Origin of the sequence: Nostoc sp. (genome assembly GCF_041747015.1) — a bacterium.
Lineage (GTDB): Bacteria > Cyanobacteriota > Cyanobacteriia > Cyanobacteriales > Nostocaceae > Nostoc.
Map to the genome: position 1 here is coordinate 71,388 of NZ_JBGTFY010000138.1, position 15,627 is coordinate 87,014.

Genomic DNA, 15,627 nt, shown 5'->3' on the forward strand with positions numbered 1-15,627 from the left:
CTAGCCGGATAACCGAACTTAATTTGCTGTGACGATGGAGGGATGTCACGAATTAGTTATGGGGCATTGGGCATTGGGCATTGGGCATTGGGCATTGGGCATTGGTTAGGACTCATCATTTAACCAAGGACAAATGACAAATGACCAATGACAAACAAACTATTTAGAATCCAAGGTCAGCTTTGGCTAGTTCAGCGGCGGCGAATACTTCTGCGTCAGGTTTTTCTTCCCAGGCTGGCTCACCAATTTCTTCGTAAAAAGTTGCGTCGTAAGGACGGGTACGCACTACTACTGGCATCGGAACGGCGTGACCCAATATTAAAGCTTGTTGTTTAGAGTCTAACTTTGCCAACACCGATCGCAATCCGCCGCCACCAGATACACCTGTAAAAATCGCGTCAATATCTTTTTCATCATTGAGCAAAGCGGTAATGCGAGTCCCAATTTGGGACATAATTTCATTATCTATGCCTGATGGACGTTGATCAACTACCAAAAGTGTGACAAAATACTTTCGCAGTTCACGGGCAATAGTCCCAAAGATCGTACTTTGTACCACTGCTGGGTCAAGAAAACGGTGCGCCTCTTCAATGGTAATCATTAATGGCGTCGGGCGATCGCTAGGATTTTTGCTTTGCAAGAATTTATCTGCTTTTTTGACATAATGCTCGTGAATACGCCGGGTAATCATATTCGTTACCAGCATATAAGAGAGCATATTCGACTGGGAACCAAATTCTATCACAACATTCTTCCCAGCTTCTAGGCACTGGACAATTTTACTAATATAATTCTGGGGGCAAACCGCTCGCATATACTTCAAGCTATCCATCCGCAAGAGTTTGCGCTGCAATGCCATAATCGAGCCTTTGTGTCCACGCTTCTCGTCGCAGAACATCTCGATTTCTTCATTAGTCATATTCAACAACTGGACAATCCAGGCTTTGCCAAACTCGCTATATAGAATATTGGCGTTATCCAAAGCTGCATCAGATAGTCCTAACTCTCGGCTACATAACTTAATATCTTCAACTTCAATTTGCTCGTAGCTCAGATAAAGTTCTTGAGCATCACGTACACCCCGGCGCTTTGTCGATTCGGGGTCAAGGGTGTAAACTTCGACTTTACTAGGAAATAGTTGCTTTAAGCCTTTAACAGTACTTACATTTTTACCTTCGGCAACAGCTTCCCAACCATACTCAGAGTGCATATCAAAAATCAAGTTTACTGCCGCATTTTTACGGATGACACCAGCTAAAATTAGTCGTGTTAGAAAGGATTTACCAGTACCAGATTTCCCAAAGATCCCATTACTTCGTTCCACAAAGCGGTTTAAATCAATGCAAACCGGCACATCCATATCTAAAGGTTTTCCGATGGAAAAATTGCGCCTTTGGGGGTCATCTTCCCAACCGAATACCCGGCGAAAATCGTCAACACTTGCATCGTAAACTTGACTAAAGTGGCTGGGAATAGTTTTAACAGGCAACAATTCCATTGTAGTACTGGTTTGTGGCACAAATGAAGCCAAACCCGTCATTGATGGGAGGAAGGGATTTGCCGATTTACCATTTGTTGGGGAGAAAGATTCTTCCGATTCGGGAGTAAACATCAACATCGGCGCGAGGTTGATCGTACCATAAGTACCACTTCCGGCTAAAACATCTCGTAAAAAAGTGTCTTCCCAACTGGGAGGATTAGCAATAATTCGCGCATTAGCAGCTCCCAATGCCACATCTGTCAGCATACAAAAAAAACGCGATCGCATCCCTTGTACAACAAGAAACTTGCCTACCCGCATATCTTCTACAGAAATGTCAGGATGCAATCGTACTTCTAACCCTTCAGTCAGAGAACCTTGAATAACCGAACCTAATGGCTGTCCCAAATTCATCTGATTAATTACATGATTGTTGGTGCTATGTCTGATGTTGAATTTTAATTGGATAGGGCAAAAGTTGCGAATTTGTCAAGAGTAGTGCCCCATGCCAATTACTTAATCAATTTGAATCGAAGTTGGTGCACTACCCATTGGTGAAGTTGTACTAATTACTGGTTTGCGGAATTGAGTGTAAAGGCGATCGCGCCAGGTGAAGAATGGTTCATAATTTATATTCTCTGCAAAGATTGGCAATCCTTTACCTCTAAGAGAAGCTGGTAAATCCAGATAGGGTCCAGAGGGAAACTTCAGCAATATCGACAAACCTGCTACTGCCAAATCTGCTAAAGTCGGCTCATCTCCTGTTAAATAAGGACTATCTGCCAGTAACAATGTTAACGCTTCTAAGTCTTGTTTTAAGGATGCGATCGCCGACTGGATCACATCTGGACTATAACCTACTCCAAAACCCAACAGTGTCATGAAGTCACTAGGTACTCCTTCAACCAGACTTTTAAATATATCTGGTGTCGAGGTGGGTAATAAAGACTTGCGGAAATTTTGATCTTGACTTATTGCAGCAAATAGCGCTTTCCGACCTTTGACGCCTATAGACTCATCCGCCCATTCTTCTATCAATAAAGTTAAACCACGTTTTTTAGGATCTTGCGGTATTATTAGGCGATCGGGGTATTCTAAGTCTAAATACTTAGCAATTTCCGTAGAATCCGCAATATATTTATTACGATCTTTCAATACTGGAACTTGTCTTTGACCAGTCAGCCGGAACAGTTCTACCTGTCCCATTCCTGGCGTAACCTCTATCTTGCGGTAATCTAGTCCTTTAAAATCTAGAATTAGGCGCACTTTCTCTGAGTATTGAGATAGTTCCCATTGGTATAATTCCAGCATATTGTATACCTTGTAACTGGTCAACTTCTTAACTTTACAATTGTATCTTTAGTTAAAGTAATTTTTATTAATTTAGTTGCTTAGTTATCTATATAATTCACATTAAGTTGAATTTAAGCCTGATTTTTGGCAAAGCCGTCTATTTAAAAATATTATTTTCTGATTATTAAATAATTAAATATAGAATTCCTATTTTATTTTTGAAATACACGTAGGGGAAGCCAATGTGTTGTTAGCGATCGCTATCGCACAGTAGTAGCAAAGAACGAGCGTCCGTAGTCCAGTCTTGGCAGGCTTTTTCTCAGAGCTTATTTTAACTTCTAACTTTTAAATATTATATTTTAAAACTTCTTTATAGTTTAGATTACACCAAGCGAGCTTTTTAATTCCTTTTGGTGCTACGAAGAAAATTTACCCAATTTACATAAAATATGTGCTAAATATACTTAATAGTTATCAAAGTGAGCTAAGGTTAGATATTTAACCTACCCAGCACAAACTCTTCTAGGGAAAAATTTTACTTCCCTCTCAGGTTGGATTTTATGCCTAGCAAAATGTTATAAATCTCTATGTAATGTGTGGACAAAAAAGACAAACAAAATTTATGAAGACGAATTACACCAAATTCTTGACCACGTTGGCAGGCATAGCGGGATTAACTAGTTTCAGCTTCTTTATTACTTTACCATCTGAAGCGAAACAGGCACTACGCCAAGAAGTGGCACAGAAAAGTGGTGGAACGCTAAATCCTAGACCAAGTATTTTCAACGAGCCTCCTTATAATCGTGGTGGTAGTACTACACCTAGTGAAGCTGCACCCGGCACCCCAGCTACTACCCCTGACGAGCAACCCACGACACCAGCACCAGAAGCAACTGACAATCAAGGCAAAAACTTGTTAGCGTTGGCGGAGTCAAACGCTTCTTTTACAACCTTAACCAAGGCATTAAAAGCAGCAGGATTGACCGGAGCTTTACAAGGCAAAGATAACTTAACTATTTTTGCACCCACTGATGCAGCTTTTGCTAAGTTGCCACAAGATGCCTTGCAAGAATTGTTAAAACCAAGCAACAAAGAAGTATTGATCAAAATTTTAACTTACCATGTAGTACCTGGTAAGGTATTGTCCACTGATTTGAAGTCTGGCGAAGTTAAAAGCCTTGAAGGCGGCACAATCAACGTTAAGGTTGACCCTGGTACAGGTGTGACTGTCAATGATGCTAAAGTAACTCAAGCAGATATCACAGGCAGCAATGGTGTAATCCACGCAATTGATCAAGTGATTTTGCCTCCTGACTTGTAACAGAAGTAACATCTCTTCGCGGGATTCAACATTTGTTTTGGAAAGTTCTGAACGGAGTAAACCTCCGCTCAGACTTTCTATAAAATTCAAATTCTAGAGACTCCCGGTTTTGAGTTTCTTCCAAAACTAGATGCTCTCACATCGTCATAGTCGTCTCTCGCAATCATTAAAAAGGTGTAAAATATTACATAAGATTACGCTTATTAGATTTAACTGAAACTTCTTGATTTTTGCTTAAGTTTTTCATGAGCAGCCAAAATAATTTTTTCAGTTTCTTCCCAGTTAATACATTTGTCAGTTACAGAAACACCATATTTTAATTCTTCTTGTTTACCAGTAATTGGTTGACTACCTTCATACAAATTTGATTCCAGCATCATGCCAACTATTGATGTGTTGCCATTTAATATTTGTTGAATAATATTTTCTAAGACTATAGGTTGTAATCTATAGTCTTTATTTGTATTGCCGTGGCTACAGTCGATAACAATTCTTGGTGGTAAATTTGCCTCTTTTAATTTATCTTCAGCCAGTTGGACATTTGCTGCATCAAAGTTTGTTTGAGTACCACCCCTTAAAATTACATGACCGTAAGCATTCCCTTTAGTTTGAAATACGCTAACCTGTCCGTTTTGATTAATTCCCAAAAAATTATGCGGGTTTATAGCTGATTGTAGGGCATTCAAAGCTACTTGAATATTGCCATCAGTACCGTTTTTAAAACCCACAGGCATCGAAAGTCCACTTGCCATTTCACGATGAGTTTGTGATTCGGTTGTGCGTGCCCCAATGGCAGACCATGTAATCAGTTCACTAATGTATTGAGGTATGATTGGATCTAATGCTTCTGTGCCAGTAGGTAATCCCAACTCTGTAATTTTCAATAGTAGGTCGCGTGCAATTAATAAACCCTTTTCTACATGGAAAGAATCATCCATATCTGGATCATTAATTAATCCTTTCCAACCTACCGTTGTTCTTGGTTTCTCAAAGTACACTCGCATAATTAGTAGCAGGTTATCCTTGACTTGTTCAGCCAATGCTTTTAACCTTTGAGAATATTCGATCGCTGCTTTAGGATCGTGGATTGAGCATGGCCCAACCACTATAAATTTTCTGCTATCCTGAAAATCCAGGATATGTTCTATTTCCTGCCTATATTTTAAAACTGTTTGTTCTGCCGATTCTGTTAAAGGTAATTTTGATTTGACTTCCTTGGGAGTTAACAAAATGCGATCGCCGTCAATATTAGTATTAAATAATTGGTTGTGCATGGGAATGCTCTGTTAATTTGTGCCACTATCTTTATATGTGGTGATTACTATACACATTTTTACGCAAAAGTTCAATATGCCCTCTATAAATGTGGAGTAGCTAGCCTGATAAAAGCTCGATGTCATCAGGGTTTCAGTATTTAGTCAGCCTGGATTTAGTTTTTATAGCCGCGACTTCGGTCGTTGGGTAGTTTTACAATAAACCTCTTTCGCTTAAGTAGGAGCGCGCATTTATGTGCTATGTTCATTTGTAATTAATTATTTATATCCAAATATAACCAAAATTTATTCAATAGTTAATCAAAAAGTTTTGATTCCTTGAGATATTTATCAGAGGCTTCTCTTTAAGAAAAGGTTAAGCAAGTTTGGGAGCATCCCAAATGTGTAAGTTATATCAAACCCAGGTTATGAATTCTTATTGCGATCGCAACCTAGTAGAGCAAACCCGATTGCTTCTCTACGTTGTCGCTTCGTACCCTACGAGAAGGCTGACGCCAACGAAATGACAAATTCTTGCAAAATTGGGATGCTCCCAGTAAACTCTGCCAGTCTTGTCTAAGAGAATGTTTGGAAAGTCTCAATCATTTCGATTTGGATCATAATCAAATTACAAAATGAATTGGAAGGAAGCTTAAAACCCGATATTTTTGCTTTCGCGCCACTCCCTACTTACCTAAAACGATGATTCGAGTATTCAAACATTCTCTAAAGCCCAAGTTAGATTTATTAAGGAACACAAATTTATGACTTCAACCACAACTTACACTTACGATGTCGCTGGCAATGTGATATCTGAGAACATAGACAACAACAGTGATGGGACAATAGACTCAGTTATTAACTACGGTTATAACCTGACATCTTCTAGCCTTGACTTCAATGGCGACGGCATCGCTGATTCTATCTATACCTATACTTATGATGCCAACGGCAACCGGACATCTTCTAGCAATGACAACGATGTCGACGGCATCGTTAATTTTGTCTATACCTATACTTATGATGCCAACGGCAACCAGACATCCGATAGCTCTGACTACAATGTCGACGGCATCGCTGATAGAGTCATAACCTATACTTATGATGCCAACGGCAACCAGACATCTTCTAGCACTGACTACAATGGCGACGGCATCGTTGATCAGGTCTCTACCTATACTTATGATGCCAACGGTAACCGGACGTCTTCTAGCAATGACTCCAATGGCGACGGCATCGCTGATGGAGGATTCATAACCTCTACTTATGATGCCAACGGCAACCAGACATCTTCTAGCACTGACTACAATGGCGACGGCATCACTGATGAGGTCAATACCTATACTTATGATGCCAACGGCAACCTGAAATCCGATAGTTCTGACTTCACTGGCGACGGCATCGCTGATAAAGTCTCTACCTATACTTATGATGCCAACGGCAACCTGAAATTCTATAGCTTTGACTTCAATGGCGACGGCATCGCAGAAAGTGTCAATACCTATACCAATACTTATGGACGCGCATCTGCCAGCTATGACTTCAACAATGATGGTGTAATTGATGCAGTTGGCATCTACAGCTACGATTTTAGCGGCAAACTGAAATCACAGGAAATTGACAATAATAATGATGGCATCATTGATGAAGTGACTGCTTACAGTTACAACGCTAAGGGCAGACTAGCTGCACAGGTAGCTGACCTCAATAATGATGGCATCGCTGACGAGATTACTACTTACAACTACAATGCCAGTGGCAAGCTAACTACCGCAGATATTGACAAAAACGGCGATCGCACAACGGATGCAGTTGCCACTTATCTCTATGATACTAATGGTCAACTGATCAGCCAGACTACCACAGAAGGAACTGTGCAGGGTAAAACCTTATGCGGTAGCAACTGTGCAGATAAACTGACTGGTGGAGCTGGCAATGATCAGCTGATTGGCAAGAATGGGAACGACCAACTTTTTGGATTAGCTGGAAATGATAAACTCTTCGGGGGCAAAGGTAGTGACATCCTTAAAGGCGGTGCTGGTGGTGATATTCTCACAGGCGATCGCGGCGGTGATAAATTTGTATTTAGCAGCTTGAGTGATTCGCTGCTGTCTGGCTTTGATAAAATCACTGACTTGAACATTTGTCAAGATAAAATTGATGGTGTGAATGCAGTTTCAGCCGCCAATGTGGCTCAACTTGGCACTGTTGCTAGTTTGGATATTTTCGATGTACAGCAGATATTAACTGCAACTGCTTTTGTAGCTAAAGGTGCGGCAACTTTTTGACATAGTAACAGTGGGAATTAATTGCAAATCAGCAGTAATGTATTTTTTTATTACTGCCATACAAACACTTTAGCTTCGTATGGCCCCAAGTCTGTTAAAATGCCGTCTTCACCAGATTCGATATCATAATTACCTGTCCACTCGTGCCATATACCAGCGCTAGGAAAGTTAGGAACATGATAGCCAGCTAGGAAGTCTTCAGAGAAATTGGCTACCACGACTACACGAGAACCTTCATCATTCCAACGAGTATAAGCTAGTACTTTTGTCTCGACATTTTCGTGGATGAAATCAATATTTTCTGTGTAGAGAGCATGATTGCTTTTACGCAGATTAGTTAAACCTTTGTAGGAATCAAATAAACTACGATTTAAATCATTACCTAACAGCGTCCAATCGATTTTGGATGATTCCGGTTGTTTAGGTTTGTACTCGCCAAATTCTTCACCCATCCAAATCAAAGGTACACCAACGGCAGTCATTAGGATGGCTACTCCTAATTTAGCTCGTCTGAAGGCTTCTTCATTAAAAATCTCACGGTTCCCCAGTTCTACCATGACATGGTTATGGTCATGGTTGGTGAGGTAATTTATTACATTAGTAGCACCCAAGAAGCCTTGGCGTTTGCAATCAATAACATCTTTGAGGCGCTCTAAATCAAATGTATCGCCGCAGATATGTTCTAAAATGCAGTGATAGAAGCTGTCATGCCAGCAAGCATCCATTGGCCCATCTACATTGGTAATACTGGTAGTTTCAGGAATATGTTCGGCAACGTTATAAAAAGGCTTTCCGCCAGCAGCGTTTTTAGCTTCCTGAACAATCCAGTGCATGAAGTCGTAGTTAGCAATTTGCCGTGCCGCATCATAGCGAATACCATCGAGATGATATTCTTGTATCCAAAAACGGATTGTATCACCAATAAATTTCCGCGCTGGATGAATCTCTAATTTTTCGTCATAATGTTCGTAATTAAACTCCGGCCCCCAGTTATTATCAGGGTCACGGGGAGCGTGATGATACCAATAATCGTGGTCAATTTGTGTTAACGGACTAGATGCTTCCGAGTGGTTATAAATCCCGTCAATAATTACACGGATGCCTCTGCCATGACACTCGTCAATCAATTTTTTCAACCCAGCTGTAGTACCATAACTAGATTCTGTTGCAAAGAAGTGGCGGGGATTATAACCCCAACTATAATCACCGGGATACTCTTTGAGTGGCATTAACTCAATAGCATTAATTCCCAATTCACATAGATAATCTAACTTTTCAACGACGTGTTTGTACTTGCCTCGTGCATAAGGGTCATCCTCACCACCAGAAAAGTCCCCGACGTGCAATTCATAAATTACTAATTCGCGGTCAGCAGGTAAAGGTTTATCATCATGTTGCCAAACATAATCATCGGTAATCCTTTCCCCATCTTTTACTTGAATAACACCATTATCTTTTCCACTCAATTCATCTATATCAGTTGCATAGGGATCTGTGACTTCAACCCATTGTTCTGGTTCAAAAAACCATGAATTTGACTGAACACGGAATTTGTATTGATAAACGCCGTCTTCTATTTCAACACTTGTGCGAAAATAACCATCATCACCTTTTTCCATTGGAATTTCTTGCCAATCAGAAAAAGAACCAATTAATGCAACTCCTTTATTGTAAGGCGCAAATAAATTAAATTCAATTGGCTTCGTCATAGAAGTGTTTGTAATATCAAGGGTTGATAGAAGTATTCTCTGATGCTAAATTAAATTTGCAAATCGCTCTAGAGAAAGAATTACATAAGTAGTGCTTCTATCTTCAGGAATAACTTCTAAATATTTTATAAAAGTTAAATATATTTTTTGATTTTTGAATGGAATTTGTTGATTGATTAAAGATACAGATTTACTGTATTGCAGATTTTGCTTATAAAACTAATAAATTTAAAAACCTATTGTATAACAATTACAAAAATCTAGTTAGTAAATAAATCAATAGTTTTTTATTAAATTATCATGTAGCAAATATTTGGTAAAATTAGGATATTATTTTCTAAATGTATGCTGATAAGATTACTATGTTTTGCCGTTAGTTTGTTGTAGATAACTTAGCAACCAATTCGCTGCTGTCGCCCTGCGAGTTTGTCGAGGCCCAAATTCACCAATCTTGTAACCTTTGAAACCCAGCTTTTCTTTTAGTATTTGTTTATTTTCATCAGGAATGGAACGAGTCAGCTTGACTGTTGCAGGGCGAGAGTCAATAAAATCTGGTGGTTGTGGGTACTCATTCTGCCATTCTGGTGCAACTTTGCTGATGTCCCATTGTGCATTTGAGGAGTCATAGCGATAGCCTAAATAGTGCCATAGCAACTGATTAACTGTGGCATCATCAAGTTTCTCGTCGAGAATTGCCCAAATTGTTTCTGTATTGAGTGGTGGCAGATTAGACATAAGCAATTAAAAATTCCTAGTTGAAAAATACTTTATCATTAACCTGATATTCTGCCAAAGAAAGGGATGATTTTATTTTTATCTATACTTGCTGAAAGATGTATCAGCCATCCTAAATCATTCGTGAACAACAAGATCCCCGACTTCTTGGAGAAGTCGGGGATTTGAGCCTAACGATTTTCATAATTCATCTAGGATTGCTATATCAGCAAAAAGTATCTTAAGTAACGACATTTATCTGCTTAGGAGGAAATTATGAAAATAACGATCGCTGCAAAAATGGCAAGCACAAGAGGTGAGATAATAGCGAGCGATCGCAGCAACAACGAAAACCACAATTAATTTTGCCAATTGGAGCTAAAAATAGTTTGTGTATACACAAACTAGGTAGACTGGAAATCGTAAAGAATAGACCAATCTATGCAGAATTCTACAGCACTGCCAAAGATTATCCGCGCTCATGTATTCATTTCTGGCCGAGTCCAAGGAGTTGGCTATCGCTACGCCACTGTGGATACAGCTAGCCAGTTGGGCTTAACCGGATGGGTGCGGAATCTCCCCGATAATCGAGTAGAGGCAGTCTTTGAAGGGGCGCGAGAGGTTGTAGATGACATGGTTCGTTGGTGTCACTCTGGTCCACCTGCTGCTGTTGTTAAAGATGTTGTGGTTGAGTACGAAGAACCGGAAGGGTTGCGGAGATTTGAAGTTAAGCGGGTTGAATGAAGAGTGCTGAATTCCGAGTTCCGAGTGCCTCGGCTTATAGTCGCATTCTGTGGCGATCGCGCAGTATCAAGGAACGCGATAATAATGCATAATTCCTAATACCGCACCCACAATTTTCGAGAATATCTCTTCTTTCACCGAATTTGGGATTTTGGATTGAAGATTCTTGCATCCAAAATTTAAAATCACTGCGATCGCCACCTGTGGGTTTTTTCATGCAAAGCGATCGCTTGTGTAAGCCTTAATAAATCTAGGTTTAACGGTTTGCCAGGGATAGCGAGGCTGTAGCTTGTTAAGTGGAAAACTGGTAAGGCGAGTTTCAATATGGGTTTTCTCCTTGTCAGTTAGTCCAAACATTTCATAGACCATTTCATCAATGTGCGCCAGTGCTGAAAAGAAATTAGACTCGACTTGTTGAAAGTCGGCTAATCGTTGTCGATAAGTTTGCATCAAAGCAGTATAGTCTTGGGGAACGAGCAATTTCTGAATAATCGCTCTAGAAATGGTTGTATCTTCATCGGCATTGAGTGTCAAAAGCTTATAGACTAGCTCAGAAACATTAGCATCCACCAATTCTAGAGAAAATAAACCTGCTCGAATGCAGTTTCCATCTAAACTCAATTCTTCAACTTGCACATCTTCAGGACTCCAGTTGGAGAGGTTGAGTTGTAAGTTGCGATCGCCGATCAACAAAAACCCATACTGCAATGGTATTGCGATCGCACAATATCAATAAACCCGATAATAATTCTCAAAGTCAACTTTTGTGTGCAATATTCTCCATGAGTGGCTTATTTACGCCGTACTGTACTGGTAGTCTGCCAAAGCAACTTTGACGAGTGAATAAGTTTGTAGTCAGGACTTTAGTCCTTGATTTGAGCGCTGAAGCGCTCAAATCAAACCCAGCAAACTTAGCTTGGCAGACTACTAGTAACTTGGAGACTGTTCTGCAAAGGCTCTCTTGCTCTTTTGGTAGGCAACAAGTCCGCCTTTGCTCACAGCTTTGGTATTAACTATCATTCTAAAAAATTATTTCGGGTTAAGTCTTATTAACTACTCGTTGTTGGTATTCCTGCTCAGTAATCATATCAAGCGTGTTCTCTAGGCGATCTACAAATAGGATACCGTCGAGGTGGTCATACTCGTGTTGAAAGATCCGAGCGACAAAATCGGTTAATTCTTGCTTTTGCAAATTGTCTTGGCAGTCAGTGTATTCCACTTCAATCGCTTGATACCGAGGAACTAACCCCCTAATTCCTGGAACGCTCAAACAACCTTCCCAATCTTTGATAACTCCGGTTGAATGAGCAATGATTCTAGGATTAATCATGGCAGTAGGTTCCATTTCGGGAGCGTTGGGATACCTGGGATTAGGATGAGAAGCCACAATAAATAAACGATAGGATTGCGCTACTTGAGGCGCAGCAATTCCTACGCCGTTAGCCTTGGCAACAGTGGCTGTTAAGTCTTCAATTAATTTTTGGATGCCCTGATCTTGAATATTATCAACCCAAGCAGCTTTTTGACGCAGTATTGGATTACCTAATTGAATGATTGGCGCTAATTCAGGCATTATAAAACTCATTGGGCATTGGGCATTGGGGAATATGTCAGTTGTTTTTCTAATCACTAATGACTAACATCATTCTTCACGTCTTACTGGCAAAGGAGCAGGTATGACTCCTACTTGGACAATTTTTCCGTTGCGTTCTACTTGTATTGGTAAAATAGTACCGATTTTGCTATTTTCTACTAGCTTTTGGACTTGTTCAAGTTTAGTAACAGGCTGGTTATTAATGCTTTTAATCACATCACCGACTCGTAGTCCAGCCACAGATGCAGGCGATCGCGGGATAATCTCAACCAACAAAACGCCGTCATCTGCTGTAAGATTTAAGCGATCGCCAGCTATCTTTTTGATTCTTTCTCTATTTTCTGGTGTCAGTGTCAGCATCTGAACACCCAAATAAGGATGATCCACCTTACCTGTAGAAATTAATTCTTGAGCAATTTTTTGCACAGTATTAATCGGAATAGCAAATCCCAAACCTTGAGCGCCTCGGATAATGGCTGTGTTCATCGCAATTACCTGGCCACGAGCATTTATCAATGGGCCACCAGAGTTACCAGGGTTAATTGCAGCGTCCGTTTGGATATAATCAACCCGCTTATCACTAGCACCAATGTCTCTACCAGAGCGACCTGTAGCACTAATAATCCCAGAAGTAACGGTATTATTCAAACCTAATGGATTACCAATAGCAATTACTGCTTCTCCTGGTTGCAAGGCATCGGAGTTACCCACAGAGAGAGTTGGCAGATTATTAGCATCAATTTTAATCGCAGCTACATCCGTTACCGGGTCTTCACCCAACACTTTACCATCAAAAGTCCGGCCATCTTTGAGTGTAACAGTCACTCGATCAGCACCGTCTACCACATGGGAATTAGTCAAAATTTGACCAGAGGAATTAATGATAAATCCGGAGCCGCTACCCCGTTCTACTCGTTGTCTAGGCTGTGGCACTGCGTCTCCAAAAAACCGCCGGAACGATGGGTCGTTAAATTCGTCTGGTATGCGAGAAGTGATTGTTCTAGAAGAATCAATCCGAACTACCGCAGTCCCGACATTCTGCACTACTTTCACCACAAAATTGGGATCTCCAGACGACGCGATAATTGGTGGGGGAGCAATTACCGGATTAGAATCAGTCGTCCTTTGGACTTGAGTATCGCTTGGTTGAGCCTCAAAGGTTTTGGCTGGTTCAAGAGAGCAGCTTCCCAGGAACATCACTGCTACCCCGCATAAGAGCATCCACAGCCTGTGGGACAAACCTTTGGTATCAATATTTTTGGGCGCTGAGTTATGCTTTGTCGTCTTCATGTGTCCTTGCTTCTCCGTGTCAGTCAGTGGATGTTAGGATCTTGCCTAGCGGGTGTGTCCCAAAATGATTACAACTTAAAAGCTTATTCTACGTCTAGCGTGTCTCAATGCTAAATTGGTGCTTTCTCTTCTATTGTGACAATTAGCAGCAAAGGTGGTGGATAATGGAAATTCCTATAGAAAGTCTGTGGAGTCAGGTACTAGAGCGCCTCCAGCTAGAACTATCCCGACCCACCTTTGAAACTTGGATCAAAACTGCTAGTGCGGAGCGATTAGAAAATAATTGCTTGGTGATATGCACCCCTAACCCATTTGCTCGTAATTGGTTACAGAAGTATTACATCAACACCATTGCTCATGTAGTACAAGATATTCTGGGTCATCCTGTGGGAATTTACATTACTGTTGCTGAAGGTGATGAAGTTTCTCATTTTAGTGAACCAGAGGTTTCTTGGGAATCACTAAACCCCAGCAGTATTTCGGAACCTGTTCCTAATAAAAATCAAAAAACTACTGAATTGAACTCTAAATATGTCTTTTCACGATTTGTAGTCGGTGCTAACAATCGGATGGCTCACGCTGCTTCTTTGGCAGTTGCGGAATCTCCAGGTAAAGAATTTAATCCTTTATTTTTGTGTGGTGGCGTAGGCTTGGGTAAAACCCATCTTATGCAGGCTATTGGTCATTATCGCTGGAAAATTTCTCCTGATTGTAAAATATTTTATGTTTCAACTGAGCAGTTTACTAATGATTTAATTACAGCGATTCGTAAGGATTGTATGCAAAGTTTTCGAGAGCATTACCGAGCGGCTGATGTTTTATTAGTTGATGATATTCAGTTTCTTGAAGGAAAAGAGTATACCCAAGAAGAGTTTTTTTATACTTTTAATACTTTACATGAAGCTGGTAAACAAGTTGTGATTGCTTCTGATCGCCCTCCTAACCAGATTCCTAGTTTACAAGAACGTCTTTGTTCTCGGTTTTCTATGGGCTTAATCGCAGATATCCAAAAGCCAAATTTAGAAACTAGAATGGCGATTTTACAGAAAAAAGCCGAAGACGAAAATATTTCTCTTCCCCGCAATGTGATTGAATATATTGCTTCTAACTATACTTCTAATATTAGAGAATTAGAAGGAGCCTTAATTCGGGCGCTGGCTTATATTTCCATTTGGGGTTTACCCATGACGGTGGAAAATATTACACCAGTTTTAGAACCACCTAATGAGAAGGTAGCAGCTACCCCAGAAGCAATTTTGATCGTTGTGGCGAATAATTTTGATGTTTCAATTGATGACCTCAAAGGTAACTCACGACGAAGAGAGATTAGCTGGGCGCGTCAAATAGGGATGTATTTAATGCGCCAACATACATCCCTGAGTTTTCCGAGAATTGGAGAGGAGTTTGGTGGTAAAGACCATACGACGGTAATGTACAGTTGCGATAAAATTACTCAACTTCAGGAGAGCGATCGCACTCTATCCCAAACACTACGCCAACTGAGCGATCGCGTCAATATGACTAGCCGTTCCCAAAAATCATCCTGAAGATGTATCTTAAGTTTTCCACAACCAGCATTATGATTATTAGCTTTGATATCTGAAACAATTAGTCAAAAGTATTAAGTAAAGTATAAAAATTGATTAAATTTAACTTAGCTTGTGGAAAAAACATTACTTTTTGGGGAAAAACTGGGAAAAACTTGATGTTTTTTTAGCAAAACTTAATTAAGTATAATTACCTTGTGAAAAAGTATTTGAGTTTTTCCACAAGTTTTCCACAGATGTAAAGTTGCTTAACTAGGGGTTGCTGAATAAAAGTGTAAGGTAGTCCAGATAAGGGGTTCAAGCCTTTTTCCACCAAGCAAGTGCAAAGTTATAACATCTAGAGGCTCAAAATCCTTGCACAATCATTAGCGATCGCTAGGTAAATTTAAAAACT

13 protein-coding genes are annotated in these 15,627 nt (G+C 40.2%); 4 read left to right on the plus strand and 9 right to left on the minus strand.

The features are described 5' to 3' along the window. Nucleotides 1-163 precede the first annotated feature (163 nt). Together ACEW80_RS10635 and ACEW80_RS10640 are read right to left on the minus strand one after the other, a co-directional pair. Nucleotides 164-1,894, minus strand: coding sequence for a helicase HerA domain-containing protein (locus tag ACEW80_RS10635; RefSeq protein ID WP_373526541.1), 1,731 nt, complete (start codon nt 1,892-1,894; stop codon nt 164-166). A 102-nt stretch (nt 1,895-1,996) separates the two neighbouring features. Further along, a complete protein-coding gene (locus ACEW80_RS10640) occupies nt 1,997-2,791 on the minus strand; it encodes a glutathione S-transferase family protein (protein WP_373526542.1) in 795 nt (264 codons plus the stop codon). Between the two features lie 604 nt (nt 2,792-3,395). Here ACEW80_RS10640 and ACEW80_RS10645 point away from each other — a divergent pair. Next, nucleotides 3,396-4,094 carry a fasciclin domain-containing protein gene (locus ACEW80_RS10645; RefSeq protein ID WP_373526543.1) on the plus strand — a complete coding sequence of 233 codons (699 nt, stop codon included), beginning with the start codon at nt 3,396-3,398 and terminating at the stop codon, nt 4,092-4,094. A gap of 209 nt (nt 4,095-4,303) precedes the next feature. On the opposite strand, the gene ACEW80_RS10650 is transcribed toward ACEW80_RS10645, so the two are convergent. Continuing rightward, nucleotides 4,304-5,368, minus strand: coding sequence for a 3-deoxy-7-phosphoheptulonate synthase (locus ACEW80_RS10650; RefSeq protein WP_373526544.1), 1,065 nt, complete (start codon nt 5,366-5,368; stop codon nt 4,304-4,306). A 743-nt stretch (nt 5,369-6,111) separates the two neighbouring features. Here ACEW80_RS10650 and ACEW80_RS10655 point away from each other — a divergent pair. Beyond that, a complete protein-coding gene (locus tag ACEW80_RS10655; RefSeq protein WP_373526545.1) occupies nt 6,112-7,635 on the plus strand; it encodes a hypothetical protein in 1,524 nt (507 codons plus the stop codon). Nucleotides 7,636-7,685: 50 nt separating this feature from the next. Here the strand turns inward: ACEW80_RS10655 and ACEW80_RS10660 are convergent, their stop codons facing one another. Then, entirely contained in the window at nt 7,686-9,344 is a 1,659-nt protein-coding gene (locus ACEW80_RS10660) for an alpha-amylase family glycosyl hydrolase (protein ID WP_373526546.1), read from the minus strand. A gap of 360 nt (nt 9,345-9,704) precedes the next feature. After that, on the minus strand, nt 9,705-10,079 hold the full coding sequence (locus tag ACEW80_RS10665) for a DUF1823 family protein (protein WP_373526547.1): 375 nt from the start codon (nt 10,077-10,079) through the stop codon (nt 9,705-9,707). 420 nt (nt 10,080-10,499) lie between these two features. Between ACEW80_RS10665 and ACEW80_RS10670 the strand changes: the two genes are divergently transcribed. Beyond that, nucleotides 10,500-10,802: an acylphosphatase gene (locus ACEW80_RS10670; protein WP_373526548.1), complete on the plus strand. Its 303-nt coding sequence runs from the start codon at nt 10,500-10,502 to the stop codon at nt 10,800-10,802. Between the two features lie 34 nt (nt 10,803-10,836). Here ACEW80_RS10670 and ACEW80_RS10675 read toward each other — a convergent pair whose 3' ends face one another. The 4 genes from ACEW80_RS10675 to ACEW80_RS10690 all read right to left on the minus strand — a co-directional run bounded on the left by ACEW80_RS10675 (nt 10,837) and on the right by ACEW80_RS10690 (nt 13,686). Then, the gene (locus ACEW80_RS10675; protein WP_373526549.1) at nt 10,837-11,019 is read right to left on the minus strand and encodes a hypothetical protein; all 183 of its coding nucleotides are present in this window, start codon (nt 11,017-11,019) and stop codon (nt 10,837-10,839) included. Further along, nucleotides 11,016-11,510, minus strand: coding sequence for a hypothetical protein (locus ACEW80_RS10680; protein ID WP_373526550.1), 495 nt, complete (start codon nt 11,508-11,510; stop codon nt 11,016-11,018). Before ACEW80_RS10680 ends, ACEW80_RS10675 begins: the two co-directional genes overlap by 4 nt. A 331-nt stretch (nt 11,511-11,841) precedes the next feature. Further along, the gene (def, locus tag ACEW80_RS10685) at nt 11,842-12,375 is read right to left on the minus strand and encodes a peptide deformylase (RefSeq protein WP_373526551.1); all 534 of its coding nucleotides are present in this window, start codon (nt 12,373-12,375) and stop codon (nt 11,842-11,844) included. 69 nt (nt 12,376-12,444) lie between these two features. Then, on the minus strand, nt 12,445-13,686 hold the full coding sequence (locus tag ACEW80_RS10690; protein WP_373526552.1) for an HhoA/HhoB/HtrA family serine endopeptidase: 1,242 nt from the start codon (nt 13,684-13,686) through the stop codon (nt 12,445-12,447). Between the two features lie 164 nt (nt 13,687-13,850). Between ACEW80_RS10690 and dnaA the strand changes: the two genes are divergently transcribed. Further along, complete coding sequence (gene dnaA / locus ACEW80_RS10695) at nt 13,851-15,233, plus strand: chromosomal replication initiator protein DnaA (protein WP_373526553.1); 1,383 nt, start codon at nt 13,851-13,853, stop codon at nt 15,231-15,233. Nucleotides 15,234-15,627: the final 394 nt, after the last annotated feature.

What these genes read in the sequence shown, in the direction of transcription:
- ACEW80_RS10635 (WP_373526541.1), bottom strand. Translation starts at nt 1,894, where the DNA reads ATGAATTTGGGACAGCCATTAGGTTCGGTTATTCAAGGTTCTCTGACT.
- ACEW80_RS10640 (WP_373526542.1), bottom strand. Translation starts at nt 2,791, where the DNA reads ATGCTGGAATTATACCAATGGGAACTATCTCAATACTCAGAGAAAGTG.
- ACEW80_RS10645 (WP_373526543.1), top strand. Translation starts at nt 3,396, where the DNA reads ATGAAGACGAATTACACCAAATTCTTGACCACGTTGGCAGGCATAGCG.
- ACEW80_RS10650 (WP_373526544.1), bottom strand. Translation starts at nt 5,368, where the DNA reads ATGCACAACCAATTATTTAATACTAATATTGACGGCGATCGCATTTTG.
- ACEW80_RS10655 (WP_373526545.1), top strand. Translation starts at nt 6,112, where the DNA reads ATGACTTCAACCACAACTTACACTTACGATGTCGCTGGCAATGTGATA.
- ACEW80_RS10660 (WP_373526546.1), bottom strand. Translation starts at nt 9,344, where the DNA reads ATGACGAAGCCAATTGAATTTAATTTATTTGCGCCTTACAATAAAGGA.
- ACEW80_RS10665 (WP_373526547.1), bottom strand. Translation starts at nt 10,079, where the DNA reads ATGTCTAATCTGCCACCACTCAATACAGAAACAATTTGGGCAATTCTC.
- ACEW80_RS10670 (WP_373526548.1), top strand. Translation starts at nt 10,500, where the DNA reads ATGCAGAATTCTACAGCACTGCCAAAGATTATCCGCGCTCATGTATTC.
- ACEW80_RS10675 (WP_373526549.1), bottom strand. Translation starts at nt 11,019, where the DNA reads ATGAAAAAACCCACAGGTGGCGATCGCAGTGATTTTAAATTTTGGATG.
- def (WP_373526551.1), bottom strand. Translation starts at nt 12,375, where the DNA reads ATGCCTGAATTAGCGCCAATCATTCAATTAGGTAATCCAATACTGCGT.
- ACEW80_RS10690 (WP_373526552.1), bottom strand. Translation starts at nt 13,686, where the DNA reads ATGAAGACGACAAAGCATAACTCAGCGCCCAAAAATATTGATACCAAA.
- dnaA (WP_373526553.1), top strand. Translation starts at nt 13,851, where the DNA reads ATGGAAATTCCTATAGAAAGTCTGTGGAGTCAGGTACTAGAGCGCCTC.